Origin of the sequence: Olivibacter sp. SDN3, assembly GCF_014334135.1 — a bacterium.
Taxonomy (GTDB): Bacteria; Bacteroidota; Bacteroidia; order Sphingobacteriales; family Sphingobacteriaceae; genus Olivibacter.
Genome location: NZ_CP060497.1, coordinates 3,538,548 through 3,565,460 on the forward strand (window position 1 = coordinate 3,538,548; position 26,913 = coordinate 3,565,460).

At 41.7% G+C, this 26,913-nt stretch carries 24 protein-coding genes; 10 read left to right on the forward strand and 14 right to left on the reverse strand.

From position 1 onward, the window contains the following. Positions 1 to 126: 126 nt before the first annotated feature. The 3 genes from H8S90_RS14670 (at position 127) to H8S90_RS14680 (ending at position 4,673) form a co-directional block, all read left to right on the forward strand. On the forward strand, positions 127 to 2,004 hold the full coding sequence (locus H8S90_RS14670; protein WP_187338610.1) for a glycosyl hydrolase family 65 protein: 1,878 nt from the start codon (positions 127 to 129) through the stop codon (positions 2,002 to 2,004). Between the two features lie 172 nt (positions 2,005 to 2,176). Next, positions 2,177 to 4,405, forward strand: coding sequence for a cation-translocating P-type ATPase (locus H8S90_RS14675; protein ID WP_187338611.1), 2,229 nt, complete (start codon positions 2,177 to 2,179; stop codon positions 4,403 to 4,405). 40 nt (positions 4,406 to 4,445) lie between these two features. Next, on the forward strand, positions 4,446 to 4,673 hold the full coding sequence (locus tag H8S90_RS14680) for a heavy-metal-associated domain-containing protein (protein ID WP_187338612.1): 228 nt from the start codon (positions 4,446 to 4,448) through the stop codon (positions 4,671 to 4,673). Between the two features lie 231 nt (positions 4,674 to 4,904). Here H8S90_RS14680 and H8S90_RS14685 read toward each other — a convergent pair whose 3' ends face one another. The 7 genes from H8S90_RS14685 to H8S90_RS14715 form a co-directional block, all read right to left on the reverse strand. After that, positions 4,905 to 5,117, reverse strand: coding sequence for a hypothetical protein (locus H8S90_RS14685; RefSeq protein WP_187338613.1), 213 nt, complete (start codon positions 5,115 to 5,117; stop codon positions 4,905 to 4,907). Between the two features lie 585 nt (positions 5,118 to 5,702). Beyond that, positions 5,703 to 7,706: a heavy metal translocating P-type ATPase gene (locus tag H8S90_RS14690; RefSeq protein WP_187338614.1), complete on the reverse strand. Its 2,004-nt coding sequence runs from the start codon at positions 7,704 to 7,706 to the stop codon at positions 5,703 to 5,705. 256 nt (positions 7,707 to 7,962) lie between these two features. Further along, positions 7,963 to 8,385 (reverse strand): Fur family transcriptional regulator, encoded by a 423-nt coding sequence (locus tag H8S90_RS14695; RefSeq protein WP_187338615.1) that lies wholly within the window; start codon positions 8,383 to 8,385, stop codon positions 7,963 to 7,965. A 118-nt stretch (positions 8,386 to 8,503) separates the two neighbouring features. After that, positions 8,504 to 9,391, reverse strand: a complete 888-nt coding sequence (locus tag H8S90_RS14700; protein WP_187338616.1) for a DUF4886 domain-containing protein — start codon at positions 9,389 to 9,391, stop codon at positions 8,504 to 8,506. A 93-nt stretch (positions 9,392 to 9,484) separates the two neighbouring features. Continuing rightward, positions 9,485 to 10,465, reverse strand: a complete 981-nt coding sequence (locus tag H8S90_RS14705) for an alpha/beta hydrolase (protein WP_187338617.1) — start codon at positions 10,463 to 10,465, stop codon at positions 9,485 to 9,487. Positions 10,466 to 10,509: 44 nt separating this feature from the next. Then, the gene (locus H8S90_RS14710) at positions 10,510 to 11,148 is read right to left on the reverse strand and encodes a bifunctional 2-polyprenyl-6-hydroxyphenol methylase/3-demethylubiquinol 3-O-methyltransferase UbiG (protein ID WP_187338618.1); all 639 of its coding nucleotides are present in this window, start codon (positions 11,146 to 11,148) and stop codon (positions 10,510 to 10,512) included. A 148-nt stretch (positions 11,149 to 11,296) separates the two neighbouring features. After that, positions 11,297 to 12,388: an aldo/keto reductase gene (locus H8S90_RS14715; RefSeq protein WP_187338619.1), complete on the reverse strand. Its 1,092-nt coding sequence runs from the start codon at positions 12,386 to 12,388 to the stop codon at positions 11,297 to 11,299. Between the two features lie 133 nt (positions 12,389 to 12,521). Between H8S90_RS14715 and H8S90_RS14720 the strand changes: the two genes are divergently transcribed. Further along, positions 12,522 to 13,436: an AraC family transcriptional regulator gene (locus H8S90_RS14720; protein WP_187338620.1), complete on the forward strand. Its 915-nt coding sequence runs from the start codon at positions 12,522 to 12,524 to the stop codon at positions 13,434 to 13,436. Between the two features lie 9 nt (positions 13,437 to 13,445). On the opposite strand, the gene H8S90_RS14725 is transcribed toward H8S90_RS14720, so the two are convergent. The 6 genes from H8S90_RS14725 to H8S90_RS14745 all read right to left on the reverse strand — a co-directional run bounded on the left by H8S90_RS14725 (position 13,446) and on the right by H8S90_RS14745 (position 17,073). Then, on the reverse strand, positions 13,446 to 14,369 hold the full coding sequence (locus tag H8S90_RS14725; RefSeq protein WP_187338621.1) for a Dyp-type peroxidase: 924 nt from the start codon (positions 14,367 to 14,369) through the stop codon (positions 13,446 to 13,448). A 111-nt stretch (positions 14,370 to 14,480) separates the two neighbouring features. After that, the gene (locus H8S90_RS14730) at positions 14,481 to 15,089 is read right to left on the reverse strand and encodes a Crp/Fnr family transcriptional regulator (RefSeq protein ID WP_187338622.1); all 609 of its coding nucleotides are present in this window, start codon (positions 15,087 to 15,089) and stop codon (positions 14,481 to 14,483) included. An 86-nt stretch (positions 15,090 to 15,175) separates the two neighbouring features. Next, positions 15,176 to 15,508 (reverse strand): hypothetical protein, encoded by a 333-nt coding sequence (locus H8S90_RS14735; protein WP_187338623.1) that lies wholly within the window; start codon positions 15,506 to 15,508, stop codon positions 15,176 to 15,178. Then, a complete protein-coding gene (locus H8S90_RS14740; protein WP_187338624.1) occupies positions 15,495 to 15,905 on the reverse strand; it encodes a DUF4267 domain-containing protein in 411 nt (136 codons plus the stop codon). Before H8S90_RS14740 ends, H8S90_RS14735 begins: the two co-directional genes overlap by 14 nt. A 381-nt stretch (positions 15,906 to 16,286) precedes the next feature. Next, positions 16,287 to 16,421 (reverse strand): hypothetical protein, encoded by a 135-nt coding sequence (locus tag H8S90_RS26225; protein ID WP_255501616.1) that lies wholly within the window; start codon positions 16,419 to 16,421, stop codon positions 16,287 to 16,289. 82 nt (positions 16,422 to 16,503) lie between these two features. Beyond that, positions 16,504 to 17,073: an NUDIX hydrolase gene (locus H8S90_RS14745; RefSeq protein WP_187338625.1), complete on the reverse strand. Its 570-nt coding sequence runs from the start codon at positions 17,071 to 17,073 to the stop codon at positions 16,504 to 16,506. A 474-nt stretch (positions 17,074 to 17,547) separates the two neighbouring features. On the opposite strand from H8S90_RS14745, the gene H8S90_RS14750 reads away from it, so the two are divergent. The 3 genes from H8S90_RS14750 (at position 17,548) to H8S90_RS14760 (ending at position 21,772) form a co-directional block, all read left to right on the forward strand. Further along, on the forward strand, positions 17,548 to 17,919 hold the full coding sequence (locus tag H8S90_RS14750) for a BlaI/MecI/CopY family transcriptional regulator (RefSeq protein WP_187338626.1): 372 nt from the start codon (positions 17,548 to 17,550) through the stop codon (positions 17,917 to 17,919). An 11-nt stretch (positions 17,920 to 17,930) separates the two neighbouring features. Beyond that, complete coding sequence (locus H8S90_RS14755; RefSeq protein WP_187338627.1) at positions 17,931 to 19,235, forward strand: M56 family metallopeptidase; 1,305 nt, start codon at positions 17,931 to 17,933, stop codon at positions 19,233 to 19,235. A gap of 86 nt (positions 19,236 to 19,321) precedes the next feature. After that, positions 19,322 to 21,772 carry an outer membrane beta-barrel protein gene (locus tag H8S90_RS14760; RefSeq protein WP_187338628.1) on the forward strand — a complete coding sequence of 817 codons (2,451 nt, stop codon included), beginning with the start codon at positions 19,322 to 19,324 and terminating at the stop codon, positions 21,770 to 21,772. A 108-nt stretch (positions 21,773 to 21,880) separates the two neighbouring features. On the opposite strand, the gene H8S90_RS14765 is transcribed toward H8S90_RS14760, so the two are convergent. After that, a complete protein-coding gene (locus H8S90_RS14765; RefSeq protein ID WP_187338629.1) occupies positions 21,881 to 22,627 on the reverse strand; it encodes a CPBP family intramembrane glutamic endopeptidase in 747 nt (248 codons plus the stop codon). 323 nt (positions 22,628 to 22,950) lie between these two features. On the opposite strand from H8S90_RS14765, the gene H8S90_RS14770 reads away from it, so the two are divergent. The 3 genes from H8S90_RS14770 to H8S90_RS14780 are packed head-to-tail and all read left to right on the forward strand — an operon-like array spanning position 22,951 to position 26,821. Then, positions 22,951 to 24,978: a BamA/TamA family outer membrane protein gene (locus H8S90_RS14770; protein ID WP_187338630.1), complete on the forward strand. Its 2,028-nt coding sequence runs from the start codon at positions 22,951 to 22,953 to the stop codon at positions 24,976 to 24,978. Positions 24,979 to 24,980: 2 nt separating this feature from the next. Beyond that, positions 24,981 to 26,087, forward strand: coding sequence for a sensor histidine kinase (locus H8S90_RS14775; protein WP_187338631.1), 1,107 nt, complete (start codon positions 24,981 to 24,983; stop codon positions 26,085 to 26,087). Then, complete coding sequence (locus H8S90_RS14780; RefSeq protein WP_187338632.1) at positions 26,084 to 26,821, forward strand: LytTR family DNA-binding domain-containing protein; 738 nt, start codon at positions 26,084 to 26,086, stop codon at positions 26,819 to 26,821. The genes H8S90_RS14775 and H8S90_RS14780 overlap by 4 nt, the downstream gene beginning before the upstream one ends. Positions 26,822 to 26,913 lie beyond the last annotated feature (92 nt).

Sequence of the window (26,913 nt, forward strand, 5' to 3'; positions counted from 1 at the left end):
ATTATACTACAGATAAATGAATTTATCTAAGTTTGGCAATTAAAGCAATGTACTTTTGTGAATCGGATTTAAAGCTCTCGATACGCCAAATGGGTAATTGCATAATCCAATTTATTAATTAGCGTTATGACAGAATTCTATAAGAAGACCATGTCGTCTTCCGTGATTTTTATAGCTGTTTCTTTCTTCATAGGGTGCGTAATGGTATCCTGTTCCAGTCAAAAAAAATTGCCATTTGATAGCGAAAGACGCCGTTTAAAAAAGTCTTCAAAAGATGAACTGTCTTTACATATTGACGAATTCAATCTTTATAAGGATCGACCTGAATCTGACGGTCCATTCAATGCTACTAATAATGAGGCATTTTTACAGGAAAACGTGCCTTTATTCATCAGTTCAAACGACTCGATCACCAAAGTTTATAACTATCGATGGTGGATGATCAGCAAACATCTGAAAGCATATAAAGACCCAGAGAATTCAGGAACTTATTGGGTCGTCACCGAGTTTTTCGGCGTGAAGCCTTGGGCCTCACTTAGTGGCGCGATTCCGTGTCCGGCGGGGCATCAATTTTATGATGTAAGATGGTTGAGAGATCCCAAGTTCTTGAGTTCATATGCCGATTATTTCATGCGTGGATCGGCGGCTAGATTAAATCAACGGGAGAATGAGAATTTTTTGACCTATCTGACTCGTCCGGAAAGCCATCACTTTTCGAGCTGGATGATCGACGGCGTTGAAGCCTTTTTAAAAATACACCCTGATAAGCAATGGCTGCACAATATGCTCCCCCATATGGAACAGCATCAACAGCTATGGGATAGTTTGTTTACCGTAAAGGCGCCAAGTTCCAAAACGGCAGGAATGTATAAGATATTAGATTTATATGATGGTATGGAGTTTAGTCTTTCGGCAGTTTTAGGACTAATAGAAAGCGGAGGAGCCTATGACCTGTACACCAAAGAAAATTGGAGAAACTATTACCTGGGGTGGGGTACAACAGACAACGCAGCACAATCCCCACAGGCTAAACAGTATCCAAAGGCTTATCGGAGAGGTTACCCTGATTATTATTTGGTACGTCCGTCGGTCAATAGTTATGCTTATGCTAATTTACAGTCGCTTTCGAATTTGTACAAATTGGATCAAGCAAATTATTCCGCTAACGGTCGAGAGGGGAAAGAGAAACTATATGCGTCAAGGGCAGCGAACATTAGGGATAAAGTTTTGCAGGTACTTTGGAATGAAGAGGATCAATTTTTTAATACCTATAGCGCCGGCGATAATCCATTTGGCGTTGTCGATTACGAGGCAAGGGTGCGGGAGTCTGTTGGCTATACGCCTTGGTACTTCAATATGATACCTTTACAATCTTATAAACAATATGATAAAGCCTGGGAAATGTTTTCATCACGGAAGGGCTTTTATAATATAGCAGGGATGACCACTGCCGAACAACAGCACCCCTATTATAACGAGCAGGCTTACGCATGGAACGGCCGCGGTTGGCCTTTTCAAAATTCAGTGGTATATAAGGCCTATGCAAACTATCTTCGGAATTACAAGAACGAAATCATGGCATCTGACAGTGAGCTGTTATATGATTACATTGAAAAGTTAGCACTCATGCATGGTACTGATCAATTAAATATAGGAGAATGGTATATCCCCAGCGACGGCAAAACCTTCGGCGGTGAGCAGGACTATTTTCATTCCACATTTCCTGATATCATCATCGAAGATCTTTTAGGATTCAAAGCATCCCATGAAAATCGATTCGCTATACACCCCTTGTTACCAGAAGACAAATGGGATTATTTTTATCTCGGTAACATTCGGTATCACGGGCATGATATTGATATTGTTTGGAAAAAGGATTGGGATGAGCAAAAATCTGGCGACCAAAGCATGCTGTGTGTTTGGGTTGACGATAAATTGGTCGCAACAAATGAACTTTTAAATGAAGAGCTTGTGGTAGATCTTAACGATGGGGAAGGCAAGTGAATCAACAAAAACCAGACATGCCCCGAGAAATAATGCGTTGAAAGATTGGATACCATTTACGGATTAGGATTGTAGAAAAGCTTTCAATCAGACCTAAATATTATAAATGAATTCTGAAAAACTGTAACAACCCATCCCGCTTTTGTTGCCAACTTTGTAAAAAAAAAAGTATATGATTTATGGCAACAAACATGGTGTTACTCCCGTAAAAAAATCCTTTCCGGTACTGAATATGACTTGCGCTTCGTGTGCTGCCAGTGCTGAAAGTATGGTCAGATCTTCCGAAGGAGTGATCAGTGCGTCCGTCAATTTCGCCAGTGAGCGCCTTAAGGTAGAATACCTGCCCGATATGACCAATCCTTTAGCCCTTCAAAAAGCCGTACAATCCGCAGGTTATGACCTGCTTATCAAAGACGAAATCTCGCAAGAGCAAACGCTGAGTGTCATTCATGAAAAGAAATTTCGGGTCTTAAAAAAGAAAACCATTTGGGCTATTTTCCTGTCACTTCCTGTGATGCTTATCGGTATGTTTTTTATGGATATGCCCTATGGCAACGAAATCATGTGGCTGTTTGCCACGCCTGTGGTGCTGTGGCTAGGCAGGGGGTTCTACGTCAATGCCTGGAAGCAGGCTAAACACCGTTCCGGTAATATGGATACATTGGTAGCATTGAGCACCGGAATAGCCTATACCTTCAGTGTTTTTAATATGTTGTTCCCTGAGTTTTGGCATCAAAAAGGATTACACGCCCATGTTTATTTTGAGGCAGCATCCGTAATTATAGCTTTTATACTTTTGGGAAAACTATTGGAAGAAAGGGCTAAAGGAAATACGTCCTCAGCTATAAAAATGCTAATGGGCCTGCAACCAAAAACAGTAACCTTAGTGGTGTCCGAAGGAGTGCAAAGACAAATTCCTATTGAAGAGGTACATAAAGGGGATACCATATTGGTCAAACCGGGGGAGAAAATTGCGGTCGATGGCATCGTTACCTCAGGTACATCCTTCGTAGATGAAAGTATGTTGAGTGGGGAGCACGTTCCTGTATTGAAAAATGAAAATGAAAAGGTTTTTGCCGGTACGATCAATCAAAAAGGCAGTTTCCGGTTTGAAGCAGTTAAGGTAGGTAAGGAAACAATGCTGGCACAGATTATCAGTATGGTACAAGACGCACAGGGAAGTAAGGCACCGGTGCAGAAACTGGTGGATAAGGTTGCTGGCATTTTTGTCCCTGTCGTAATAGGCATTGCATTGCTTACATTCGTTTTATGGCTTATCTTCGGCGGAGATAACGGACTGGTTCAAGGGGTGTTAGCTGCCATTACCGTGTTGGTTATTGCGTGTCCCTGTGCTTTGGGGCTTGCAACGCCAACGGCTATTATGGTAGGTGTGGGTAAGGGGGCAGAACATGGTATTCTGATAAAAGATGCGGAGAGCCTTGAATTCGGTAAGAAAGTAAATGCTATTGTATTGGATAAAACAGGAACAATTACGGCAGGCCGACCAGAAGTTACCGGAATCAGTTGGTTGAATGGAGATGAAACTACCAAACACATACTCTTTAGCATAGAAAAACAATCCGAGCATCCATTGGCAGAAGCTGTTGTTAAACATTTTGCCAATGCTCAAACTATCACGCTTTCAGATTTTGAAAGTGTTACAGGTAAAGGTGTAAGGGCCAATGTGAAAAATAAGCGCTATTTCGTAGGCAACAAAAAGTTGCTTGTTGAAAACAAGATTGCCCTTGCAGACACATTGCAGCACCAGGCAGATGAGTGGGCCATATTGGCAAATACCGTCATTTGGTTTTCAGATCATGAGCAAGCATTAGCCGTTTTGGCCATCTCCGATAAAATAAAAGAAACATCCTTAGCTGCTATCACACAATTAAAGGATATGGGGATCGCGTTACACATGCTTACAGGAGATAATGAAGCTACAGCTAAAACGGTGGCTCAGCAAACGGGCATCCTGAGCTACAGAGCTGAAGTACTGCCTCAAGATAAAGCCGATTTTGTAAAAGAGTTGCAGCGTCAAGGTAAAGTGGTAGCCATGGTGGGAGATGGCATCAATGACAGTACCGCTTTGGCAACAGCAAATGTGAGCATAGCAATGGGCAAAGGCAGCGATATTGCTATGGATGTAGCTAAGATAACCATCATATCTTCAGATCTGACCAAGATACCACAGGCCATTCGTTTATCAAAGCAAACGGTAGCCACCGTCAAACAGAATCTTTTTTGGGCTTTCATATACAACCTTATCGGCATCCCTATCGCCGCGGGCGTGCTTTATCCCATCAATGGCTTTATGTTAGATCCAATGATCGCAGGGGCAGCGATGGCATTGAGCAGCGTAAGTGTGGTAAGCAATAGTTTGCGACTGAAATGGAAAAGTTAATCTGTTAATTACATAAATTGATAATAAAAAACGAACAAAAATGGAAAGTAATCATCAAAAATTTCAATTCAAAACAAATATTAACTGTGGAGGATGCCTGGCAGCCGTAGAACCACATTTCAAGAGTGCCGAAGGCATATCCCACTGGGATGTGGATATCGACAATAAAGACAAAATACTTACGATAACATCAACAGGTATTTCACAAGAAAAAGTAATAGAAACCGTAGAAAAAGCTGGGTTTAAAATCCAGCCTTTAAACGCGTAAAATTGGAAAATCGAGCGAATGTTCATTATCTCTCACCTTTGAGGTAGCCGGAAAGATTAATCGGCTATCCTCATTGATCCACCGCAACTGCATGACGATGTCCGAAAGAGGGAGGACAAACAGGATCTTACACAATACGACAAATATGTATTCTGCGGCCACCAGGTTTCATTGGAGATCGTGTGGTTATTCCCCGCATAGTGAGGAGCTCCTCTTAAATGTAATGTTGCCTTATTGACTCAACCAAGCAATTAAAGCGTTAGATCCACCGGCGAGCCATACCAAGGTAATAAGCAAAAAGAGTATAAGCAAAAAGGTACGTATTTGCTCTGAGTCTACCATGGCTTTCGCTATGGAAGTAGTATGATCATACGCCAAGCTCAATGCTTTTCGAAATTTGCTACTAATAGTGCTGTTTAAGTTATTGGGTATATGTTTTGCCATATCATTCTATTTAGGTGGTGCTAATTTACAAAAAAAATATTTTTAATGTCTCATTTTCACTGATTTATATTTATAGACTGGTGGCGACTATCCATTTCTAAACCTCTTAATAAGTAAGATTCCGGTTAGTGTGATCTCGCTGATAGTTAAACGCAAACAGAGCGATCAACGCTACAGAATAGAACGACTTATCATCTGTTAAACAGTGTTTTTAAAAAAAATAGCTTTACCCATTAAGTGGTGTGACGTTGAGGGCTTCAGTTTGCGCTTAGCAGAACCAAATCAGCCAGAACCGGCGCATACGGTTTTCACAAGCCGGAAGATTTCATTTGTCTCGCAAACTCCTTGTAGCATTGGTCAATGCAGCCTTAATGGCCAGTGAACTCACGGTCGCAAAAAACCACCAATGGATTTCAGTCTTATAGGTGAACTTTTTCAGCCATTTATCCATAACCCAATAGGCAAAGGGGAAAGCTGCTTTGATAAAAATATCCAGTCGAAACCTGGTGACAAAAATGGAAACTATAGGAACTTGTAACTATATCCCACTATTTTGTCGAAAAACAGCTATTCATATTTTCGCAGTTAAAATTTCATCCCTTGTATTCTCACCGCATTCAGAATAGCGATTAAAGCTACACCAACATCTGCAAAAACCGCCTCCCACATCGTGGCTAATCCACCGGCTCCAAGGATCAGTACAATTGCTTTCACGCCGAATGCCCAACCGATATTTTGCCAAACAATTTTTTTGGTTTGTTTGCCTATATTGATAGCCATTGGAATTTTGGAGGGTTTGTCATCTTGAATCACCACGTCGGCAGTTTCTATTGTAGCATCGCTTCCCAACCCACCCATTGCTATGCCTACATCGCTTAAGGCTACAACCGGTGCATCATTTACACCATCGCCAACAAAAGCAACGGTTTCATTTTTAGCTTTTATTTCTTTGATTTTCTTCACCTTGTCTTCCGGTAATAAATCGCCGAACGCCCGATCAATGCCCAGTTTATCCGCCACAAATTTTACAACGGTACCTTTATCGCCACTCAACATAGTGGTTTTTACCTCAAGTGAATGTAGTTTGTCTATAGTCTCCTGTGCATCTTCTTTGATGCTGTCGGCAATAATGATGTAGCCGACAAATTGTTTGTCGTAAGCCACAGCAATCAATGTATAAACGATGTTCGAGTGATCTATATCGTAAGCAATACCGAATTTGTCCATCAGCTTAAAGTTGCCTACCAAAAGCTCCTTTCCGTTGACATTAGCTTTTAATCCATACCCTGCTATTTCCTCTGTCTTTTCTAATGGAATATTGGTTACAGAATCGCCTACATATTGATGGATCGCCGTGGCTACCGGGTGGGAACTCTGACTTTCCAAAGCGTTTACCATTTGCAGGATTTCAGCCTGATTAAAAGTCTCGTTAAAAGCTACTTCCTGGACTGCAAAAACCCCTTCGGTCATTGTACCGGTTTTATCCATCACTACATTTTGGATACGGGCAAGTGTATCCAAAAAGTTGCTTCCCTTGAATAATATGCCATTCCTGCTGGCAGCTCCAACTCCTCCAAAATACCCTAAAGGAATACTGATAACCAAAGCACAAGGACAGGAGATGACCAAGAATACCAAAGCTCTATATAACCACTCTTTAAATTCATAGTGGTCAACAAAGGCTATGGGCAAAAGGCAAATTGCAATGGCCAGAAACACTACAATAGGAGTATAAATTTTTGCAAATTTACGGATGAATAATTCTGTTGGCGCTTTTTGGGAAGTAGCATTTTGTACTATTTCCAGGATTTTACTCAATTTGCTGTCAGTATACGCCGTGGTCACTTTCACTTGAGATACAGTATGGAGATTTATCATTCCTGCCAACACCGTCTCTCCTTTGGTTCTGGTGTCGGGTTTGCTTTCACCCGTCAATGCAGCGGCATTGAAGGATGCCTTTTCTGACAATAGCTCACCGTCCAAACCTAATTTTTCTCCGGGTTTCAACCGGATAATACTTCCGATACTTACATGCTCCGCCCTTACTATTTGCGGTTGATTGCCATTTAATATCGTTACTTCATCGGGGCGCTGGTCAAGCAGGGTTTTGATATTGGTTTTCGCTCTACTTACTGCTAAAGTCTGGAATACTTCGCCTACTGCATAAAACAGCATCACAGCCACGGCCTCAGGGTATTCACCAATGGCAAAGGCACCGACGGTTGCAATTGTCATTAAGAGAAACTCGGAGAACACATCTCCTCGAGCTATACTTCTAAAAGCATCCTTTATGACCGGAAAGCCTACAGGAGCGTAAGCCAATACATACCATATAATTCTTAACCATCCGGTAAACCAATCCTGTGAAATCCAAATGTCCAAAGCGATCGCCACGAGTAACAATGTCAAGGAAATGATAGCCGGTAAAAAGAGCCCAAACCATCCGTCACCTGAATGATGATCGTGTGAATGGTTATGCCCATCATGGTCTAACTGATGCTCCATTGTCTCTACATTGGAATTGATCTTTTCTTCACGGGTACAGCAAAGCTGTCTGCCCTGAGCATCGTATGTGTGTTGATGTTCCATTATAAAAATCTATTTGTTTTTTGTTTGTATTGAAAATACTTCTCACCGTGCTCTTGAGATAAAAACGCTTCTTCCATAAGCACTGTCATCTTTAGGCAATACCATTGGATTTTTACCAATTCTTTTGGCTTCCACAAAATTTGTAGTGAAAAAGGCTATTCCGAAGAATAATATAAAGTAAAACGGTAAGAAGTATTTCAAAAAATCTGCCATCTTGTAGTTTTTCTACAAAAATAGCCATGGAAAGAATGCAATACTATTGCAAACCTTCTTTCAAACAATTTTCGCAAATACCTTTCGCAAACAATCTTATTTCATCAATCCTAAAACTGTTTTCCATATTTTGAGGAATGGTAAAATTTTCTTTGCATGTTGTTTGTTTACAGATTTTGCAATAAAAATGAAGATGCCAATCTTTATGGGTCTGTTCATCACAACCATCATGACACAAAATGTATTTTGAGGTATTGTTTTCCTGGATACTATGCACAATGCCTTTATCCTCAAAAGTTTTTAGCGTTCGATAGATCGTTGTTCTATCAGCATGGAAGAAGTGATTCTCTATTTCTGACAAAGACAACGCAACCTGTTGATTTTGCAGGAAATCATACACCAATATCCGCATACTGGTAGGATTAGTCTTTTTGTCCAATAACTTTTGTTCTACATCTTTTTTCATCTTCGTTTACTGATTTAAATGTTTTAATGAGTACACTCAATCCTGCATAAAACAAAGCCTTATCACCTTCGGAACATTTTAGCAGCTGGAGTCTAAAGATAAGTGGCCAGCAATTGAATCAGTTATTACTGTTGATAGCCGGATGCTCAACCTTAATTTTAGTTAACTTAAATGGGTGTTGCACAGCAGCATGAGCCGCTTGTTTGGCCACTTGAGCAGCTTCTGGGCTGACGTTTTCAGGGTGGTAACGTTCGGTTGGTGCCTCTTCGTTAAACAGGGATTCAAACCAAGTACATGCCGCAATAAAACGGCCAATCTGCAGGTCTAAGTGGTATCCGTCCCGTGTGAGGTTATCGCCTAGAAAGGTATTACGGGCGTTCTGAATGGCGGTGCCCGACGGAACAAGCAAGTCGAAGTTGAACCGTTTTTTTACCTTTGTCGAAGCTTTTGAGATGTTCTTGTACATCTTTTGTTGGTTGTTTCCATAATTGGCAAATCCCTCATGGGTAGAATTGGGAGCATAAGCCCAGGTTTGATGCCATATGTATTTGACATGACTGTCATTAACGCTATCCAAGAAATGCTTTACGCCAGTGAGCGGTTCGATGTAGCTGTCAAATTTACCCGATAGCGGACTCGCCTGTTGGATAGAAACATAGTCCCAGTGCTCATCTTGCAGTGCGGTAAGGATACTCACGCTGTCGGCTGTTGTCTTGCTGCCATCTACAGTGATTTTCCGGTAGCTATAGGCATTTTTGTTGTCCTGCACGTTTTTCCAATGGAGCGAAAGGGGAGCGCCGCCTATATACAGGTTCCCGATCAGGATTTTCTTGCCGGCAGCATCTGCCAATTCATGTAAATATTGCTCCACTGCATCTTGAGAAAAACTATTGCCGATGGCTAATATCCGTAATGTATCTGTAGCAGCAGATTGGCCATACACAGAGGAGAGCGGTGATATTAATAAGAATAGAATGAAAAATAAAAAAGGCTTTTTCCTTGACATAATTAATTGCTTGTAAACGATCTAAAAATATTTCTGTTATCAAATTTAGGAGTTTGAAATTGTAAACCAGCAAAAATCCGTCTTTAACTTCTGCTACTGTCTGCTGCCCATCGCCGTTTGTTCTTTTATGTACGAGACAGTTTTTTCTATAAGGGCATCCGTTTGCTCCTGAGAAATATTGTTAAAGCCATGATCACCATTTTTAACCATGATAAATTCGTTGTCAACGTTTTTTTCGCTCAATAATTGGTGTAGTTTTTTAGACTGTTTCAGCGGAACCACATTATCTTTCGTGCCGTGAAATATGAGGGTCGGAACATCAGCTGAGTCAATATAGGTTATTGGAGAGTACAGCTCCGCAGTTTCAATTACTTTCGGTTTCTCTGAATCAATAGAATAGCCTGTAAGTGCATATATTAATTTCTCCCGAATTGGCATCAGTTTCCTCATAAATATTTTGGCAAAAAACAAGGTGAACTTGCTGACGTCAGTTTTAAGAAGTGCATTTAAATCTATTGGTCCAAAATTGTCAACAACATAGTTTACTTTCGCCGAAAAAGGCGCTAAACGTTTGTCATCTGACCATTTTCCATCAGACGAATAGGCCACAAGTAGCGCTAGGTGGCCTCCAGCCGAACCTCCCCATAAACCGATATTGTCTGCGTCAAAGTTATATTTTGAGGCATTCGCCCGTATCCAACGCACGGCATCCTTGCAATCTGCTATTGGGGTAGGGAAGTGAACAGTTTTTCCAACCAGTGTGTAATCTATGCTGACCACTCCAAATCCATTACTATTCAACCTTTCCCTTAATTTTCGCATGTAATAAATCGATTCCAAAGACTTGTTTCCTTCCGCCCAAGCTCCCCCATGTATGATCATAACTACTGGTGTTTTTTGTCCGTAAACGGTGGTTTCCGGAAGAAATATATCCAGTGCTAACGAGTCTCCGTCTTCGGAAACTTTATAAACGACATTTTCCAACGATTTCTTACGTTCCCCTATGTTCTGGGCCTTAAGTGAAAGGTTTTGGTACAAAAGGAATAAAAATAGTAGCGTTATTGAAAGCTTCATACGAACAATTATTTATATGGTTGCCTTTTCCATCAACGACCTGTTTACAAAGATGTTTTTCTCTTTCTTAACAGTATCGTTAAAATACGTGGAATTGTTGTTCGGTCGTTTTCATCAAAATATTCATTTATTTCCAATAGATCGAAATCGTTCTGTTTTGCGGATATCGTGAAGTCCGAAATGTTATGATTAAAGCAGGTCACAATGTTTAAGCCTTCTTCTGTTTCAAACCGAGCTTTTGTGCCGTGGTACTGTTTGAATGGGTGGAGTTCCCCAATATACACATAAGCACTGTCTGTAGTTACCAAATTTAGCTTTTCAAAAACCTCTTCTAAATTTTCAATATGTTCTAACACAAGGCTAAAGGTAATAAGGTCGAAGGGTTGATGAGGGAAATTCCATTCTTTTGTTATATCCGCTTGGACAAACAGCACATTGTCTGCACTAATTTTTTGCTTGGCCTTTGCGAGCATCTCACTTGAGAGATCAATAGCGGTAACCTGATGTGCCCTAGTCGCCAGCCATTCCGTATTTTTTCCTGTTCCACACCCTACCTCCAAGCAGCGTTCAAAATTAATATTAGCCAAAGTTGTCCTTAACGAGATGCGTTCGAGATCTCGCGTTCTGTTTTCATTTGTATCATATTGCTTGGCCCAAATGTCATAGGCGTCTTTTATGTTCATTATAAAGTGTTTATTATGAGTTATTTATGTAAGGTTATTTATAGCCTTTAATTTTCAAATATAACAATCTTTCTGTTTTCTTTACGGATTCGTCTAATTGCTGAATTCGAATAAAAAGTGGTGTTGAGCGTTTCAGGTCAGGAGTTCGCTAAACATACCGTTCATTGTCATGTTGAGGAAGTATTTTAGCAACATTTGATGTTGTACCATTCACGGTTGTTCCGGCCTGCAAAAGGTCTGCCGTTCCCTGCAATAGATGATGAGGAAATATGAGCGCTGGTGCAGATAATTGACTTAGTGATACTAATTCTTCTTTAGATAACGCTAATTCCGATGCTATGATATTTTGCTTTAATTGTTCCAATGTTCTTGCTCCCAGAAGTGTTGAAATAATTCCTTTTTGATGCATTACCCAAGCAATAGCTATTGCTGATACCGGAACGTTTCTTTCATTTGCAATGAATTTAAGTTGATCAATTATAGTATACGTATCTTCTGAAAGGCCTGTGCTGATCCTGTCTTCGTTTCTGCCGCTTACGTGTTGACCCTTGTTCTGTCTCGTATATTTTCCACTCAAAATTCCTTCTTTTAACGGTGCCCAGGGAATTACGCCCAACCCCATTTCCAATGCCATTGGTATGAGCTCATTTTCTACCGACCTTTCTAAAAGGGAATATTCTAATTGTAAACCTATAAATGACGACCAACGACTGAACTTCGCTATCATTTGGGCCTCAGTTATTTTCCAGGCTGGTGTGTCGGATATTGCGATGTAACGTATCTTCCCATCGCTTACCAAGTCATTTAGAGTGGATAGTGTTTCTTCGATAGGTGTATGGGGATCATATGCGTGCATCCAATACAAATCGATGTAATCCGTTTGCAGTCTTTTTAGTGACTTTTCCAAAGACTGGATAATACTTTTTCTACTCGTTCCACCGCCATTAACATCGTAGGGATACATGTTGCCCCAAAACTTTGTAGAGATCACCAAGGCATCTCTGCGAACAGATTTTTCTGCTAAAAAATCTCCGATAATCTTTTCGGAATGTCCCTTTGTATAAATATTGGCTGTATCGATCGCATTGCCACCATTTTCAATATAATATTTTAATATTTGATGAGCATCGTCGGGGCTTGCTCCCCATCCCCAATCTTCTCCAAAGGTCATCGTTCCTAAGGTAAGTGGGCTAATACGTAACCCGGATTTTCCCAATGTGCTATAATTTGATAAACTCATATTACCTGTTTTTAAGTATTACTGAAGCAAAATTAGGAAGGGCATTCAGAAGAAAATATCTACGATCAAACGAACGATATCGAAAATCAATCAATAATTAGTTTTCTGCTGACTGATTTGATAAATTAGCTTTATGAAAGCTGCGGAAGAAATAATAGACTTTTATAAAAAGAAGAATCTCAATATTCCTTCTTGTTTCCAATGGGGAACTGCGCATGTTGACGTAATGAAGGTTGACACACTAAAAAAAAGATCTGAAGCAATTTCGTTGCTCTCATTTTCAAGAAAAAACTTATATAAAATCAAGCTGGTTCAAGGTAAATGCAAATGTCATTATGCAGATAAAACTATTGAAATAGAGCAATACGCTCTGGTCTTTGTTCATCCAATGGTACCTTTCCTTCTTGAAGAAATGCAGGTGCCTATAAAAGAGTATTTTTGTGTCTTCAACGATGACTTTTTCAGCAACTTTGGAAATATTAAAACGTATCCGGTTTTTCAAGATCATCAGTTTAGTGTACTTAGCTTATCGGAAAAAGAGTATCTGGAGTTTGAAACGATATTAGATAGTATGAAATCAGAGCTTTCTTCTGACTATGAGTATAGATTTGATGCCGTTCGCAATCACATTTATGCGCTTATTCATAAGGCCTTAAAAATGAACGGCGGTTATCCAAAAACAGTAAAAATGAACGGTGCAGACAGCAGGATAACCATACTTTTTGAAGAATTATTGGCGTTACAGTTTCCTCTGCATGCTCCCTCTGATCATGTAAAACTGAGAAAGCCTAAGGATTTCGCAGAGCAGCTTTCAATATCAATCAATCATTTAAATAAAGCTGTTAAATGTATTCGAAATAGAACAACTTCAGAAATCATTACGGATAGAGTTTTGCAAGAAGCCAAAATATTGTTAAAAATTACCGATTGGTCAGCCTCAGAAATTGCCTACGCCTTGGGTTACGAAACCCCCTCAAGATTTACCTATACCTTCCATAAAAATGTGGGTATGCCTCCTTTGGCATATAGAAATGAAAATATCCGTTAATCTACCACCTTATTCACTGAATTTATCCAACATATCAAAAGTCGGTACAAAAAATAAAGTTCCGGTTTTTGGAGTGCTGAAATCTAATATCCTATCATAGTTGCCTTCCGGCGAACCGATAAACATATTAGTAAGCATCTTTTTTACCGTGCTGAATGAACTTGCGTAAGCGATAAAATATGTTCCCATTTCGTTAGTAGATACACTTCCAAAAGGCATATTGTCACGCACAATTTTGAAGTCGTCTCCCACATTCGCAAGTGCCGAATGCGCGTTGGAAGGTTTCACATCATCGGGCATTTCAATATCATCAGCTTTTGACCTGCCGATTATCTTTTCCTGGTCACTCACCGGCAAAGATCTCCAAGCTTTCAAATCGTGTATATATTTTTGGACAAAAAGATAGCTCCCGCCTTTATAATAAGGGTCTTCCTCGCCGATAGTTCCAAAATATTGTCTATCGGTGCCGTGTGGGTTCTCGGTACCATCTACAAAACCCAAAATGCTGCGACTGTCCCAGTACCTAAACCCATGGATTTCTTCAATGCTTTCTGCAACTCCCGTTATGGCCTCCGAAATAGCTGATGCTACATCAATACAAAAACTGGTTTCATCGGCACGGATATGAAAATGTAAATCCCCATCGGTCGCCACAGCGGTGTGCTTGCTTCCAACAATAGGGACAAATTCTTCAAATTCTTTTGGAAGAGGCTCTGGTAATCCCAATAAATGCCATGCATTATAACCAATACCCATTACTACACTGGCTTTGGCGTTAGGAAAGCGTACATTGGCAGAATTGTTAAGATTGCTCATCAATGCGCAAAGACTTTTGAAAGTATCCCGAATAGCGGCATCTTTTTTAAAATTCCATACCATAAAAATGGTATTGTTATTGGGATAATCTAATACATTCTGTGAATTGGTACTCATAAAGCTATCAAAGTTATTAAACGAATTATATATTTTCCACAAAACGGGCGACTTAACGTATAAAACGATTAGAAGACAGTAGTTATTAGCATCAAATATATGCTTAGCTGATCAACTAAATGATGATAGTCGTTTCCGTATGCGACTTAACGAAGGGGGCTTTACCCCCACAAAAGAGGCGATATGATACTGTGGTACGCGCTGCTGAAGGCCCGGATATTGATGGGTAAATTGAAGATACCTTTCCTCGGGTTCGTCTGCGTAAAACGATCTGACTTTTTTCATCGCATGTATATACAGCTGTTCACAAATGAGCCTACCGAATTTTTGCCCTTGCGTTACTTTATCATAAAGAAGTTGCAGATTCTCATAAGAAATCACTAAAATTTCCGAAGGTTCCAGACACTGGATACTTACTGCGGAGACAGATTGATCGAGAAAACTTTCGTAATTACAGGTAAATTCGGTCTCTTTCCCGAAGTCAAGTGTTAATTCTTCTCCCGAGTCTTTGACCATGTAGTAACGTATCAGTCCTTGGTTGATGAAACCTACGTGCCTGCACACGTCTCCCTGGCGCAGAAAATAGTCGTTTTTGCCATATTGCCTAGGCACGAAAAGGGACGGTATTATTTTTTTTTCCTCCTCATTTGTCCGGATAAATAAAGCAATTGATTGCATAAGCCGGTCATATGTAGCTGATTGCTTTTGCTGATCTTCCATGCAATCAAAGCTAATACATTGGCTTGTAAAAAGAGAATGAAAATCACATCACTTTATCAGCAATATTGCATGGAATTAAACGATAACTAGATGTTTACAACAGCTAAACAAGCAGCAGCTAAGGTTAAGATGATGAGCGAATAATAAGCGTTTTTGGTATAGGCTCTGTTGCCAAATTTAATATTGATGCCTGTAATCAGCGCAAACATCACTGTCTTCGGTACGACCTTGTAATAATTGACATCCGGATATAGCGTTATTACCAATAAAATTCCTGAAAGCAGCAATACAATACCCAGTATCAACCCTGTATAGCTCCTTTGCGCGGTATGGTAATTGCTCCAAAGCTTAACTAATGTACCAAAGTAGGCGATGAAACAAATAAAATGTACCAAAAGAATAAGATTAAAGAGCAGCATGTTTCTGATTTTTATTGGTTGAAAAAATATAATAGATACCAAGCGCCGCGCCCAAAACAATTGCAATCAGATGTGGATATAGCGCTGTGGCAATGTGATTGGGGGCCCTCAACACCAACGATAAATCCACAACCGGTACAGGCGTAATGGCAAGTAAAAGGACGCCAACTCCACGTCTTTCCCCGGTCAGCAGCAATCCCATGAGCGCGGCACCGGCGCAAAGGTCACGTATCCCTTTTATGTAGTGAAAAGAGAAATTTCCATGAACAGGTACGCTGATACCAAAAGCTGTTTCCGCAGCTTCGGGATGGAAAAGAAATCTTCCTCCAATGAAAACGAGTAAAAGTCCTGTCAACAAAGTAAGTGTAAACGCAGTTTTCTTTAAGATCTTTTTCATTTTTGCTTCATCTGATTTATACCGCAAAGCTAAAGACGTTTGATTACATCCTCATTCACCTAGGTTAATAAAGAAAAAAAACAATATCTTCGAGCAAGATTTTAAAAACCCTGAAAATGATCATGTGCTTGCACCTAATACAGCTACAAATCAGCACATCGGCCCCATGCAATGGCATTTAGATTTCGTGTTAAAGAATAACCTCACGTTTTTGATGAATAAAGAAGGGGCAAGATGAATTTAAATTTATATTAATTTGTCAGGAGTTCTTTTAAAGTGTAAGTTGTTATTTAGCAGCACTGCAATTGTAGCTTGTTATATTAACTCCGTGCTTTGTGGATTAAAGGTTAGCTGTAAGCCGGGATTGTTCAGTTGCCCTTCCTAAGGAGCGAAGTCGGGATGTTCTTTCACCAGTTCGTTATATAGACCTTCCATATCTTCATAATTGCTTGTTTTCGCACGGGTATTAAAGTCTTCAAAACTGAATATCTTTGCTGGTGATTTTTTGTGCTTCATACTTTCTGCTGCTATCCATCGCTAGCCCCAAACGGAAAGATTATTGGAATAAGTCGTGTTACTCCAAGTTTATCACGGGTTCTCAACTGTTAAAGATATGAGGATATTGTCTCGCAGCCATCAAGATTAAATTCATCGAATCCGTTACCCAAATCTTACCTTCCTCAACCATACGAAGAACTTCGGGGGCAGGCAGTGTTACGACTTCTATATTTTCGGTAATATCAGGTTTTTGCGTTGAATTGAATTCCGCGTTGAACAGGATGTAACCGTAGGTTACCTGTTTAAGCTTTGTGGGGTTGATGGCAAATTTACAGATGAATTTCAGATCATTCTCCGTGCTTTTGATTCCACATTCCTCTTCAAGTTCTGCTATGGCCGATTGCAGAAGCGTTTTATCTCTTTGCTGCATTCCTCCTGGAAGCTCTAATAGAATTTCTCCCAGTCCGTGTTTGTATTGACGGGTTAACACCACTTGGTTTTGTGGTGTTATCGCCAGCACCTGTACAACATCACCTAAGGGCGACAGGTAGTAATCGTCAATTACCAGTCCACTTGGTAGTTGTACTTTTTGTTTAATAAGCGGGTACCATGCACTTGGTGAGATGTCCTCCTCTTCCAGAAGGATCCAAGGTGTAATTAAATCAGACATAGGGTAAAAATAAGCATTTAGAAGATTTATTCGAGATTGCGTAGCGTTTTTAAGTTAGCTGTCAAGTCGAAGATAAATTGCGTCGAGATAAACGCAGTCCGAAAGTCGATAACTTGGCCATGACAGGTAAAGCATAAACAGCATATCGTTCCAACCTTAAAAACTTTCATTAAAATAATTCCTGATTTTCGTAGGAACGCATGCGGACTTTTGATTGCTGAAATTTTGTTCTATGCATTTTAATAAAATAGGCATAATATGATATGTTTACTGCTTATTAGATAACCAATAAATACATGTAAAGACAAAATCTGCTACATAGATTTGTCTTTACAATCTGTTCTTTCAAATGACGGAAAAACAGTACACCTAAAAGAAGACATACAAAAAACAACAAAAAAATAACCTAGACATTGTTTCGTACGAAAAATTTCCTACCTTTGCTTTTGTATTCATTATTATTAGACGAAAACGATGAAAAACGAACTTACAAAAGCCGAACTGGAAATCCTGAGGATGTTGTGGAAGCTCGGATCTTCTACTGTGAGGCAGGTCAACGACGCCATCAACGAAGAGCGTGAGGTAAACTATACTTCCACGCTGAAGCTGATGCAGATCATGCATGAGAAAGGCATACTGCAACGGGATGCCAGCCAGATGAAACATGTCTACAAACCAGCGGAAGCCGAAGACAAAACCAAAGAGAGCTTGTTAGACAATTTCGTAGACACAATTTATGACGGTTCCCCGAGCAAGTTAGTGATGCAACTGATGGGGGGGCGCAAGACGTCAAAACAGGATTTGGACGCAATTAAGGATATGCTTAGAAAGTTGGATGGGCAATAAAGCAACGAACCATGAATGAATTATTTAACAATCAAGATGTCTCCAGCGCGCTGATAAGCGCAATCGGTAACACCATTCTGCATTCCCTGTGGCAGGGGGTGCTTTTGGCGATACTCGGCGGTGCTATCCTTGTCTTTGGCAGGAACTTGCGTCCTTCGGTAAGGTATCTGCTTTTCCTCGGTGCGCTTTCGCTTTTCCTGATGTCAGTTATCGCGACGTTTGCAGGCACATTCAGTGTAGATACCGATATGGCTTCAAGGGAAGTAACTGTTAATTCCTCCGATGGGACGCTCTCCGGGTCTCCAGATAGATGGACGCTGAGCGATCTGTCTGAGCAGATAGCCTATATATTCGGTTCGCTGAGCGACTACCACGGCGTCATCGTGTTGCTCTGGTTTATAGTAGTCTGTATCAAGGGTATCAGGATGTCCGTCAGCATCTATAGTATATATCGGATGAAGAGTTATGGCCTCGTACCGACCGAACTACGGTGGCAGCGCCTGGTGGATCGAATATCTGATGGACTTGGTATCAAGCAGCGGGTGGTCATCTTTGAATCCAGGCTAGCAAAAACGCCGCTTATTATCGGACATCTCAAACCTTTGGTGCTGTTTCCGATAAGTCTTGTCAACTCATTGAGTGTAGAACAGGTGGAAGCAGTGCTTGCTCACGAACTGGCGCATGTGTGCAGGAGGGATTTTCTTGTCAACTTATTGCAGAGCACGGTAGAAGTTCTTTTTTTTTTCAATCCGGCTGTACTGTGGATATCATCACTTATCCGGGCTGAGCGGGAGAATTGCTGTGACGACATTGCTGTTGCCTACACCGGTAGCAAGTCCTTATACGTAAATGCACTGGTAAATTGCGAGGAGTATAATATGACCACCCCTCATTTAGCTATGGGGCTAAAAGGCGATAGGCAGCTGTTGATAAACAGGGTGAGAAGGTTGCTTAAAAGAGAACGGCCTACGCTGAACTTGGTTGAGCGGCTCGTGCTGGCTACTTGCCTGTGCTGCACGATGCTGGTCGGGGTGGCCTTTGCCATCAATCCTATCACCACCTATACCCAATCCAGATACCCGGATATAGAATGGACACAGGAGGAACCGCGCGTACAGAGCGACAAAATTATCGAAGAACTCGTAAAACGGAAATTGATCCCCAACATCAAGAACTTCAGGTTGCGTATAACCAACGATGCTCTCTACGTTAATGGGAAACGACAATCGGATGAAGTCCACCGCCGTATCATGCAACGTTATGTAAAAAATCCTAACGACCGGCTCAACTTCACACAGACGGTAAAGACAGACTAATCATTTGCTACATATTGTCCGTTAGCTGCCCATGGATTTCCATGGGGTGGGACACTATTGACTTTTAAAAACTAAAATTTTTTCACATGCACAACATTTTAATCAAAGCCATTGCCGTGACAGGGCTTTTATGGCACACTTTTGCCCTGAACGCACAGGAATCTAACGGCAAGATCCAGGGACGCGTACTGGATAATAAAAGCAATCCGTTGATATCTGCTAGCATAGTACTGGTGAGGGAAGCAGATTCTTCAGCCGTTCGTACAGTGGCCACAGATGGACAGGGACGGTACCGGTTTGACAAGATAGAACCCGGAGATTACCGGGTAGCTGTTAGTTACCTCGGTAATGAACGGTATATTTCGGGGCTGCTTCGCCTTGAAGCGGGTGCTGCCATGCCTGTGCCCGACATTGAGGTCGTGGAATCAGCCACGGTTTTGGAAGAAGTCAGCATCGTACAGACAGAACCCTATATCACGCAGAAAATAGACAGAACGGTTGTAAATGTGGAGGCACTAATCAGCAATGCAGGCACGACGGCATTGGATGTGCTCGAACGGACACCGGGTGTAAGGGTTGACCCCAACGGTACCATTAATCTGGGGGGAAAGGTGGGAGTGATGGTATATGTCGACGAACGTCCCACCTACATGTCTGGAGAGGAACTCGCCAATTTCCTGAGGTCAATGCCGGCCTCGTCCCTCGAAAAAATTGAAGTGATGACGAATCCTCCTGCCAACTATGATGCCGCAGGTGATGCGGGTATACTCAATATACTGACGAAGAAAGCACGTGGTGAGGGGTTCACCGCTGGATTGGAACTCGGATTGGTGCAACATCGCCACACCGCTTCAAACAATAGTCTGAATTTCAGCTTTTCGGGCAACAGATTCAGGATGCATGGAAATGTGGGTTACGTCGTCCAGAACGGATTCGCCGATGTGAGCATTTCCAGGCGGTTTCTCGAAGGCAAAACTGTCACTTCTTCCTTTAACCAATTTTCAGCCATCCGCAGGCCCGGGCGGGGTCTGCTTTCAACGGTGAACGCTGAATATAGTATTACAGAAAGATCTACGTTAGGCATTGTCCTCGGTGGAACTTTTGCCCGGCCAGACAGGGAAAACCCCAACCAGAATACCATAACAGACGGCGACGGGATGCTGGATTCCACTTTGGTGGCTGAAAATTCCGAAAAGGGGAGTTTGGATAACATGAGCGTCAACCTCAACTATAGACGTAAATTCGATAAAGACCGGCATGACTTTGCCGTAGATGCGGACTACCTGAATTTTCACATAAACAGGGATCAATGGTTCAATAACAGTGGTATACAGAACGATGGGCAACTAACGTTTTTCGAGCAGCTTAGCGGACAGCTCGGTGCCAACATCGATATCTACGCTGCAAAAGCCGACTACCGATATCCTTTGGCGGAAAACTTTCTGCTTGCTTTGGGAGTGAAGTCAAGCTTTACTAAAACGGTAAACATAGCGGATTATTTCTTTGTGGAAGATGGTATTTATGAGCCGGATTTTGATAAGACAAACAGTTTCAATTATCAGGAAAATATCAACGCTGCCTATGTCAACATGAACGCCGATTACGAACGCCTGAGTATCCAGTTGGGGCTGCGGGTGGAAAACACGCTAGCCTCCGGGCACCAGCTGGGGAATGCTATGCGATCCGACTCATCTTTCAACCGAAATTATACTGGGCTTTTTCCCACGGTCTTCATGCTTTATAAACTGGATAGTTTAGCCGAAAGGCAGTTGCGATTCAGCTATGGCCGCCGATTGGAACGACCGTATTACCAAGACCTCAATCCCTTTCTGACTCCTATTGACCACTTTACCTACACGGTGGGCAACCCGTACCTTGAGCCCTCATTCTCCAACAAGGTGGAGCTTAGTTATATCTACAAGGGTATGATCACCACGAGCATAGGATACAGCGATACGCGGAACTTAGTTACGGAAACCATCGAGATCGTCGACGAAACGTATTACAGCAGGCCGAACAACATCGGGAGGACAATCGTCTGGAATGCCGCTGTTGATGCAGGCTTCAGTCCAGCGCCCTGGCTTGACGTACAACTACGTGGTGAAGTAGCAAGACTGCATGCCAAAGGCAGCTTTTATACAGGTGTTCTGGATAACACAGGCTATAATGGCTATTTACAGGGGATGGTAGGTGTTGGACTTGGCAAAGGGTGGCGTATCCAAACCGATGGGCATTACCAGACCGATATCACGCAAGCGCAGTTTGTTTATGGAAGCAAATGGGGGCTGAACGCTGGTGTATCCAAGAAACTATCCGAGAGGGCTTCCTTCCGATTGGGCGTGTCTGATATTTTCTATACCAACATCAATCGTGGTATCATAAATGATCTACGTAACACCCAGGCTGAGTATAGGAATATCGGAGACAGTAGGCGTGTTCAGGCGGCATTTAGTTACAGGTTCGGTAAATCAGGCGTATACAGACCAAGTCGTGAGGACGACAGCGCAGGGGAGGAAAGAAACCGTGTCAAATTGTAAGCAGGTTAATCACACAAAAACAAGCCGATCGTCGTTTTGTAGGTGGTTGATTTATAATTTGGTGGGCTTTGGATTGCGGTCCAATTGATACACAATGATACAAAGACCTTATATCAAGTAAAATATACAGTAAATCATACCTAGGTTAAAAGCCGAATGACAGCTAATCGCTCCCAGTAATGAGCCCGAATATTTTTTGCAGATCGTGAACAACAGGCTAACAAAAAACATGCTCAGTACCCATAATAGCGTCGGCATAGTTAAAAAGCGCCATTCACTATCGATAAATACCAGCCCAAAATGAGCAATATGGGTAAGTGCAAAAGCAGTACTATCAACAAGAGTGGCTCTCTTTTCTCCTATCGATTTTTCGAAGCTTCCATGAACAATTCCCCGGAAAAACAGTTCTTCTCCAATTGGGCTAAAGATCATGCCTGTCGACGCCATGATGATGAAAAGTATCGCTTTATCTTTTGAATTTATGACTTCCGGAATGTTATACGACCTTCCGATATAATGGTACCAATTCTCATAAGAATGTCCATAGATGATCTCTCCTAAAAAGTAAAGTGCGATACTTGCTATTAGTCCTAAAATAAAGGCATAAAAAAGCCAAAGCAATTTTTTAGGTCTGGTAATGCCAACTGCTTTTCTGCCATATCTGCTCAGAAAGACGAAAGGTGCAATTGCTGAAATAAGCATTACGAGGCCGATATAGCCATAGTTTGCAGAAGCATTTGCATTTAATACTAATGTAAACCGTGGGATACAAATGATGAGGATTAAGAAGAGCCCAAATTTCCAGTTTAAATCGAAAAAGCGCCGCCATAAAGGTCTTAATTCATGATCATCCATAGCTGTTCAGGTTTGTTTCAAAATCATATTGATCTCAAACTTAGATAAACTGCATTTCATATGCAAGATCAAGTCAGGTAAGGTTATAAACAGGATGTAATTAGGAAGAACCATCGTGTATGTTCTTTTCATTTTATCCGATCTACAGCCCGATGATAATTATTCTTCCCTCAATAAGTGAATATGATTATTAGGCATATGTGGCCGTTTACATGTAGAGTCCGGTCGTTCAGATAATATAGTTGTAAGGCAATTGCGGGCACAATACCTTTACAACCTGCTGTAACTGCATTTTATTTAATATTAAATAGATTAATTATATTATGTTATTATCACGTGCCACTTTCTGGATTACCTGGTTCCTGTTGTTTGTGTGTTTCTTGTTCCCATTAACCATTCAAGCACAAAAACAGACCAGTAGTGATACATCTGCCCTGCTGGCTGTAAATGGGGGGAAGGCTGTGCAATATCTGAATGGAACCTTTATCGTGTCAGATGTTTTGACGAATGAAAAAGTCAGTGCTATAAAAGGCATTCATCAGCAAGCGCCTTACTTTTGCGGCATCAGTGACAACGGCAGGTGGTTGCTTTATTCCATCAAAACCAAAACGGAAAAAGACACCTATGTACATGATTTAACCAGTAACGGCGAATTAAAACAGGTATTGCCGTTTGCACTCGAATCTGCAGCCTTTACCAGTGACGGAAGTAAGGTCTTTTTTATCCATTCGAAAACATTTTGGAAGTCACACCTTGCTGCTTACGACACGGAGCATTGGCAGTTGTTAGCGATGCGCACTGTTGCCGACCTGACCAACAGTATAGCGGTGAACGCAGACGGTTCAACATTGCTCACCGCAGCGAGGTCAATTGTGAAAGAGATTGACCCACAAACACTGAAAACACAGAAAGTGCATTGGGAAACTTCCAGGCTGACAGATTTAGTGTACAGTCCCACGGATCCGCATCAGTTTGCCAGTATCAACCATAAGAACATTATTGAGGTTAGGAACCTTTTGCAGGATCGTGTGACCCATACGATCCGTGCTGGTGCCGGGAAAATCGAACAAGTGGTTTACACACCCGATGGTCGCCGCTTGATAAGTCTGGATGATGCAGGAAACCTTGCCGCCTGGAACCTGAATGACAGCTTGAAGCAAATAAGTTTGGAAGGAGTGCAAGCGTTTGGTGGATTTGATGGGCGTCGATTGAGGGTGTTAAAGGAAGACTGGCTTGCTATCGATTATGGAGCGGTGAAGACTGGGAGCAATAACTTAGAAGGGGCTCAACCTGATACGGCCTTTCTAACAGGCTCGACAAGAAAAGTAGGCATGGTGCCTATACCTATTATTGATTACAGTCCCGAAAACAATCTGCTGCTGGGTTTTGGAATGAGCTTTGTTTTCAATAATCATGATGAAGCTCCATCGCCAAGTCAACCTTTTTTTCGTCCGTCGGTGCTAACACCTTCCATATCCTTTGGTTTCAAAGGGCAATTACAGGCCGGCCTGAAGGCCGATTATTTCAGTGAACGTGGATGGCACTTCTTCAACCAAGTAGGGTTTCTTCGAAACAACCGGTCGTATTTTTTTGGATTGGGTAGAGGAGCTGATGACGAACACCGTACGCTTTACCGTAACAATATTTTTTCATGGGAAGGTGGGTTGACAAAAGCTATCGGCCAGCGCTTCTTTGCAGGGATGAAGTATCACATCCGAAATGATAGTCAATTAGACTTTGACGAATCCGCACCTATCGCGGTTCCCAACAGTAATGGTGGCTTTTTAGCGGGTGTGGGGCCTGTGCTCCGTCTTGATAGTCGTAACGATCTGTTCTTCCCAACTGGGGGCTACTACGTGGACATGTCCTTTACGCATTATGGTAAATGGCTTGGGAGTGACTATGGATACAACGACCTGCGGTTTGACTACCGCGGATTCCATTCGCTCCCGATACTGACGACAGGTACTACACTGGCCGTTCAGGCTTTGTATCACGCAACGTTTAATGGAGATGCCCCTTTTTACCAATTGCCTTATTTATCGGCCGACCGTATTTTGCGTGGTGTTTGGCGCAACCTGTATATTGATAAGCAGGCAGTGGCGTTGCAGACAGAACTAAGATCGAATTTCAGCAATATCGACCCACGGTATGGCTATGTATTGTTTGCGGGAGCTGGTGACGTAGCGCCCAATCTTTTTAAGGGATATAACCCGGATATCACCGGGGTGTTTGGTGTGGGACTACGGCAGCAAGTTACTCCAAAGCTGAAACTTCAGTCGAGTGTTGACTTCTCTGTTACTACTAAAGGCGATATCGGTATCTTTGGGGGTATGGGTTTAACATTCTGATCATGTTTATACAATTGTTCAAATCGGTAGCGAGGTTTTTCAAGCACAACCGCAGAAGGCTTATCATTTTGACTTTGTTGAGTATTTTGCTTCATGGTGCCTTATTTTTTTTCTCGTACGTTTCCAATCCCGAGAGAGCAATTTACGATTTTAGCGGGAGGTTCGGAATAGTCACCGATACGCTTCTTTCTGTGTTGGAGGCGGTTATTACCTATTACGTATCGATCTTTTATGTCATATTGCCGCTGATGCAGAAGAAAGGCAAACGGCGTGCACTGTTTGCCGCATTCATATTGTATGTAGCGAAAATGGGTATTAACTATTGGTTTTATTCGATATCGCAACGAGAGTCCCGATACGAGCTGAAGGTATTTTCCACAATAGTAATTCCAGATGACAGTATTTACTGGTTTTTGCTGTGGCATGGCATTATTTTTTACTTGGCTGATCTGATAATCAGCTTTTCAGTAGCTTTGATGGTAGAGTGGATACGGAAAAGCAAGCAGCAGATCATTTTGGAGAAACAAAAAGCTGAGGCGGAGCTCAGTGTGCTGAAGCATCAGATTAACCCACATTTTCTATTCAATTCATTGAGTTTTATTCATAGTAAGATATTCAAAATCGACGAAGAAGCAGCACAATCCGTGCTGATACTTGCAGATATTATGCGCTATGCATTGGGGAAAAATGAGGATGCAAGCGGTAGGGTAAACATCATGGAGGAAGTAACCCATATAAAAAATGTGATTGAAATCAACCAACGTAGGAATAGCTACCGATTAAATATCGTCTATGAGGAAAACATCAAGAACCAATCCGCTTCCATTGCACCCTTGATACTAATCACCTTGGTAGAGAATGCCTTTAAGCATGGCGACCTACGTGACAAAGAGCATCCGCTCTTGATAAACTTACATACCAACGAAAGGGAATTGTCGTTCTATATAAAAAACAAAAAAGGGAAGGGCATAAAAGAGTTGTCCCATGGTATTGGTTTGCAAAATATCAAGCAGCAACTAAATTTGTTATACGGAGAAAATCATACCTTGTCATTGGAAGAAGACCCTAATACTTTTGATGTTTTGCTGAAAATACCAATAAATTCATGATAGATTGTATCATCATCGATGACGAGCAGTATGCTGTTGATCTGTTGGAACACTATATCGGACAGGTACCCGATCTCCATTTGGTTGCTGCAACCACTGATCCGCTGGCTGGCCTGGCACTACTGAATGAAATGCAGCAGGGCCTTGTGTTTCTGGACGTACAGATGCCTGACCTCACCGGAGTTGAAATTCTCAAGCTCATTAATAAGAAGGATATTCGTGTCATTATGACCACCGCCTATAAAGAATATGCGCTGGATGGCTTTGAGCATGAAGTAGTAGACTACCTGCTCAAGCCTATCGGTTTTCCTAGGTTTCTTAAAGCGGTCAACCGGTTGGTAGAATCCCATCGAACCCAGCAACCCGCAGACAACGGAACGGACGACTTTCTTTTTGTGAAGACGGAACAGAAGGGAAAGTTTCTCAAAGTGAATATACAGCACATTGCATATATAGAAGGCTTGGGTAACTACGTCGTTATTCATACAGATACGCAACAGAGGATAACGACCTATCTCAACCTTAGGGATTTAGTTGACCGCTTGTTGGATAAGGGTTTTATCAGGATCCACAAATCTTTTATCGTTTCTTTAGCTCACTTAACTGCGGTGGAAGGAAATGCTGTAAAGGTGCTCAATGACGACCGCCCAATTCCTATAGGAAAGGCCTATAAACAGGAATTCTTCAAGCTGGTAAATACCAAGCTCCTTTCATTTCTGCCCAAAAAGCCTTGAAGTCGTCAATAAGGTTCGCCCGGCTTTGAGGTGCCGGGCGTTCTTTTTTAGCGTTCTCCAACGTTTATAGTCGGTATCACCGCTATTTGAAA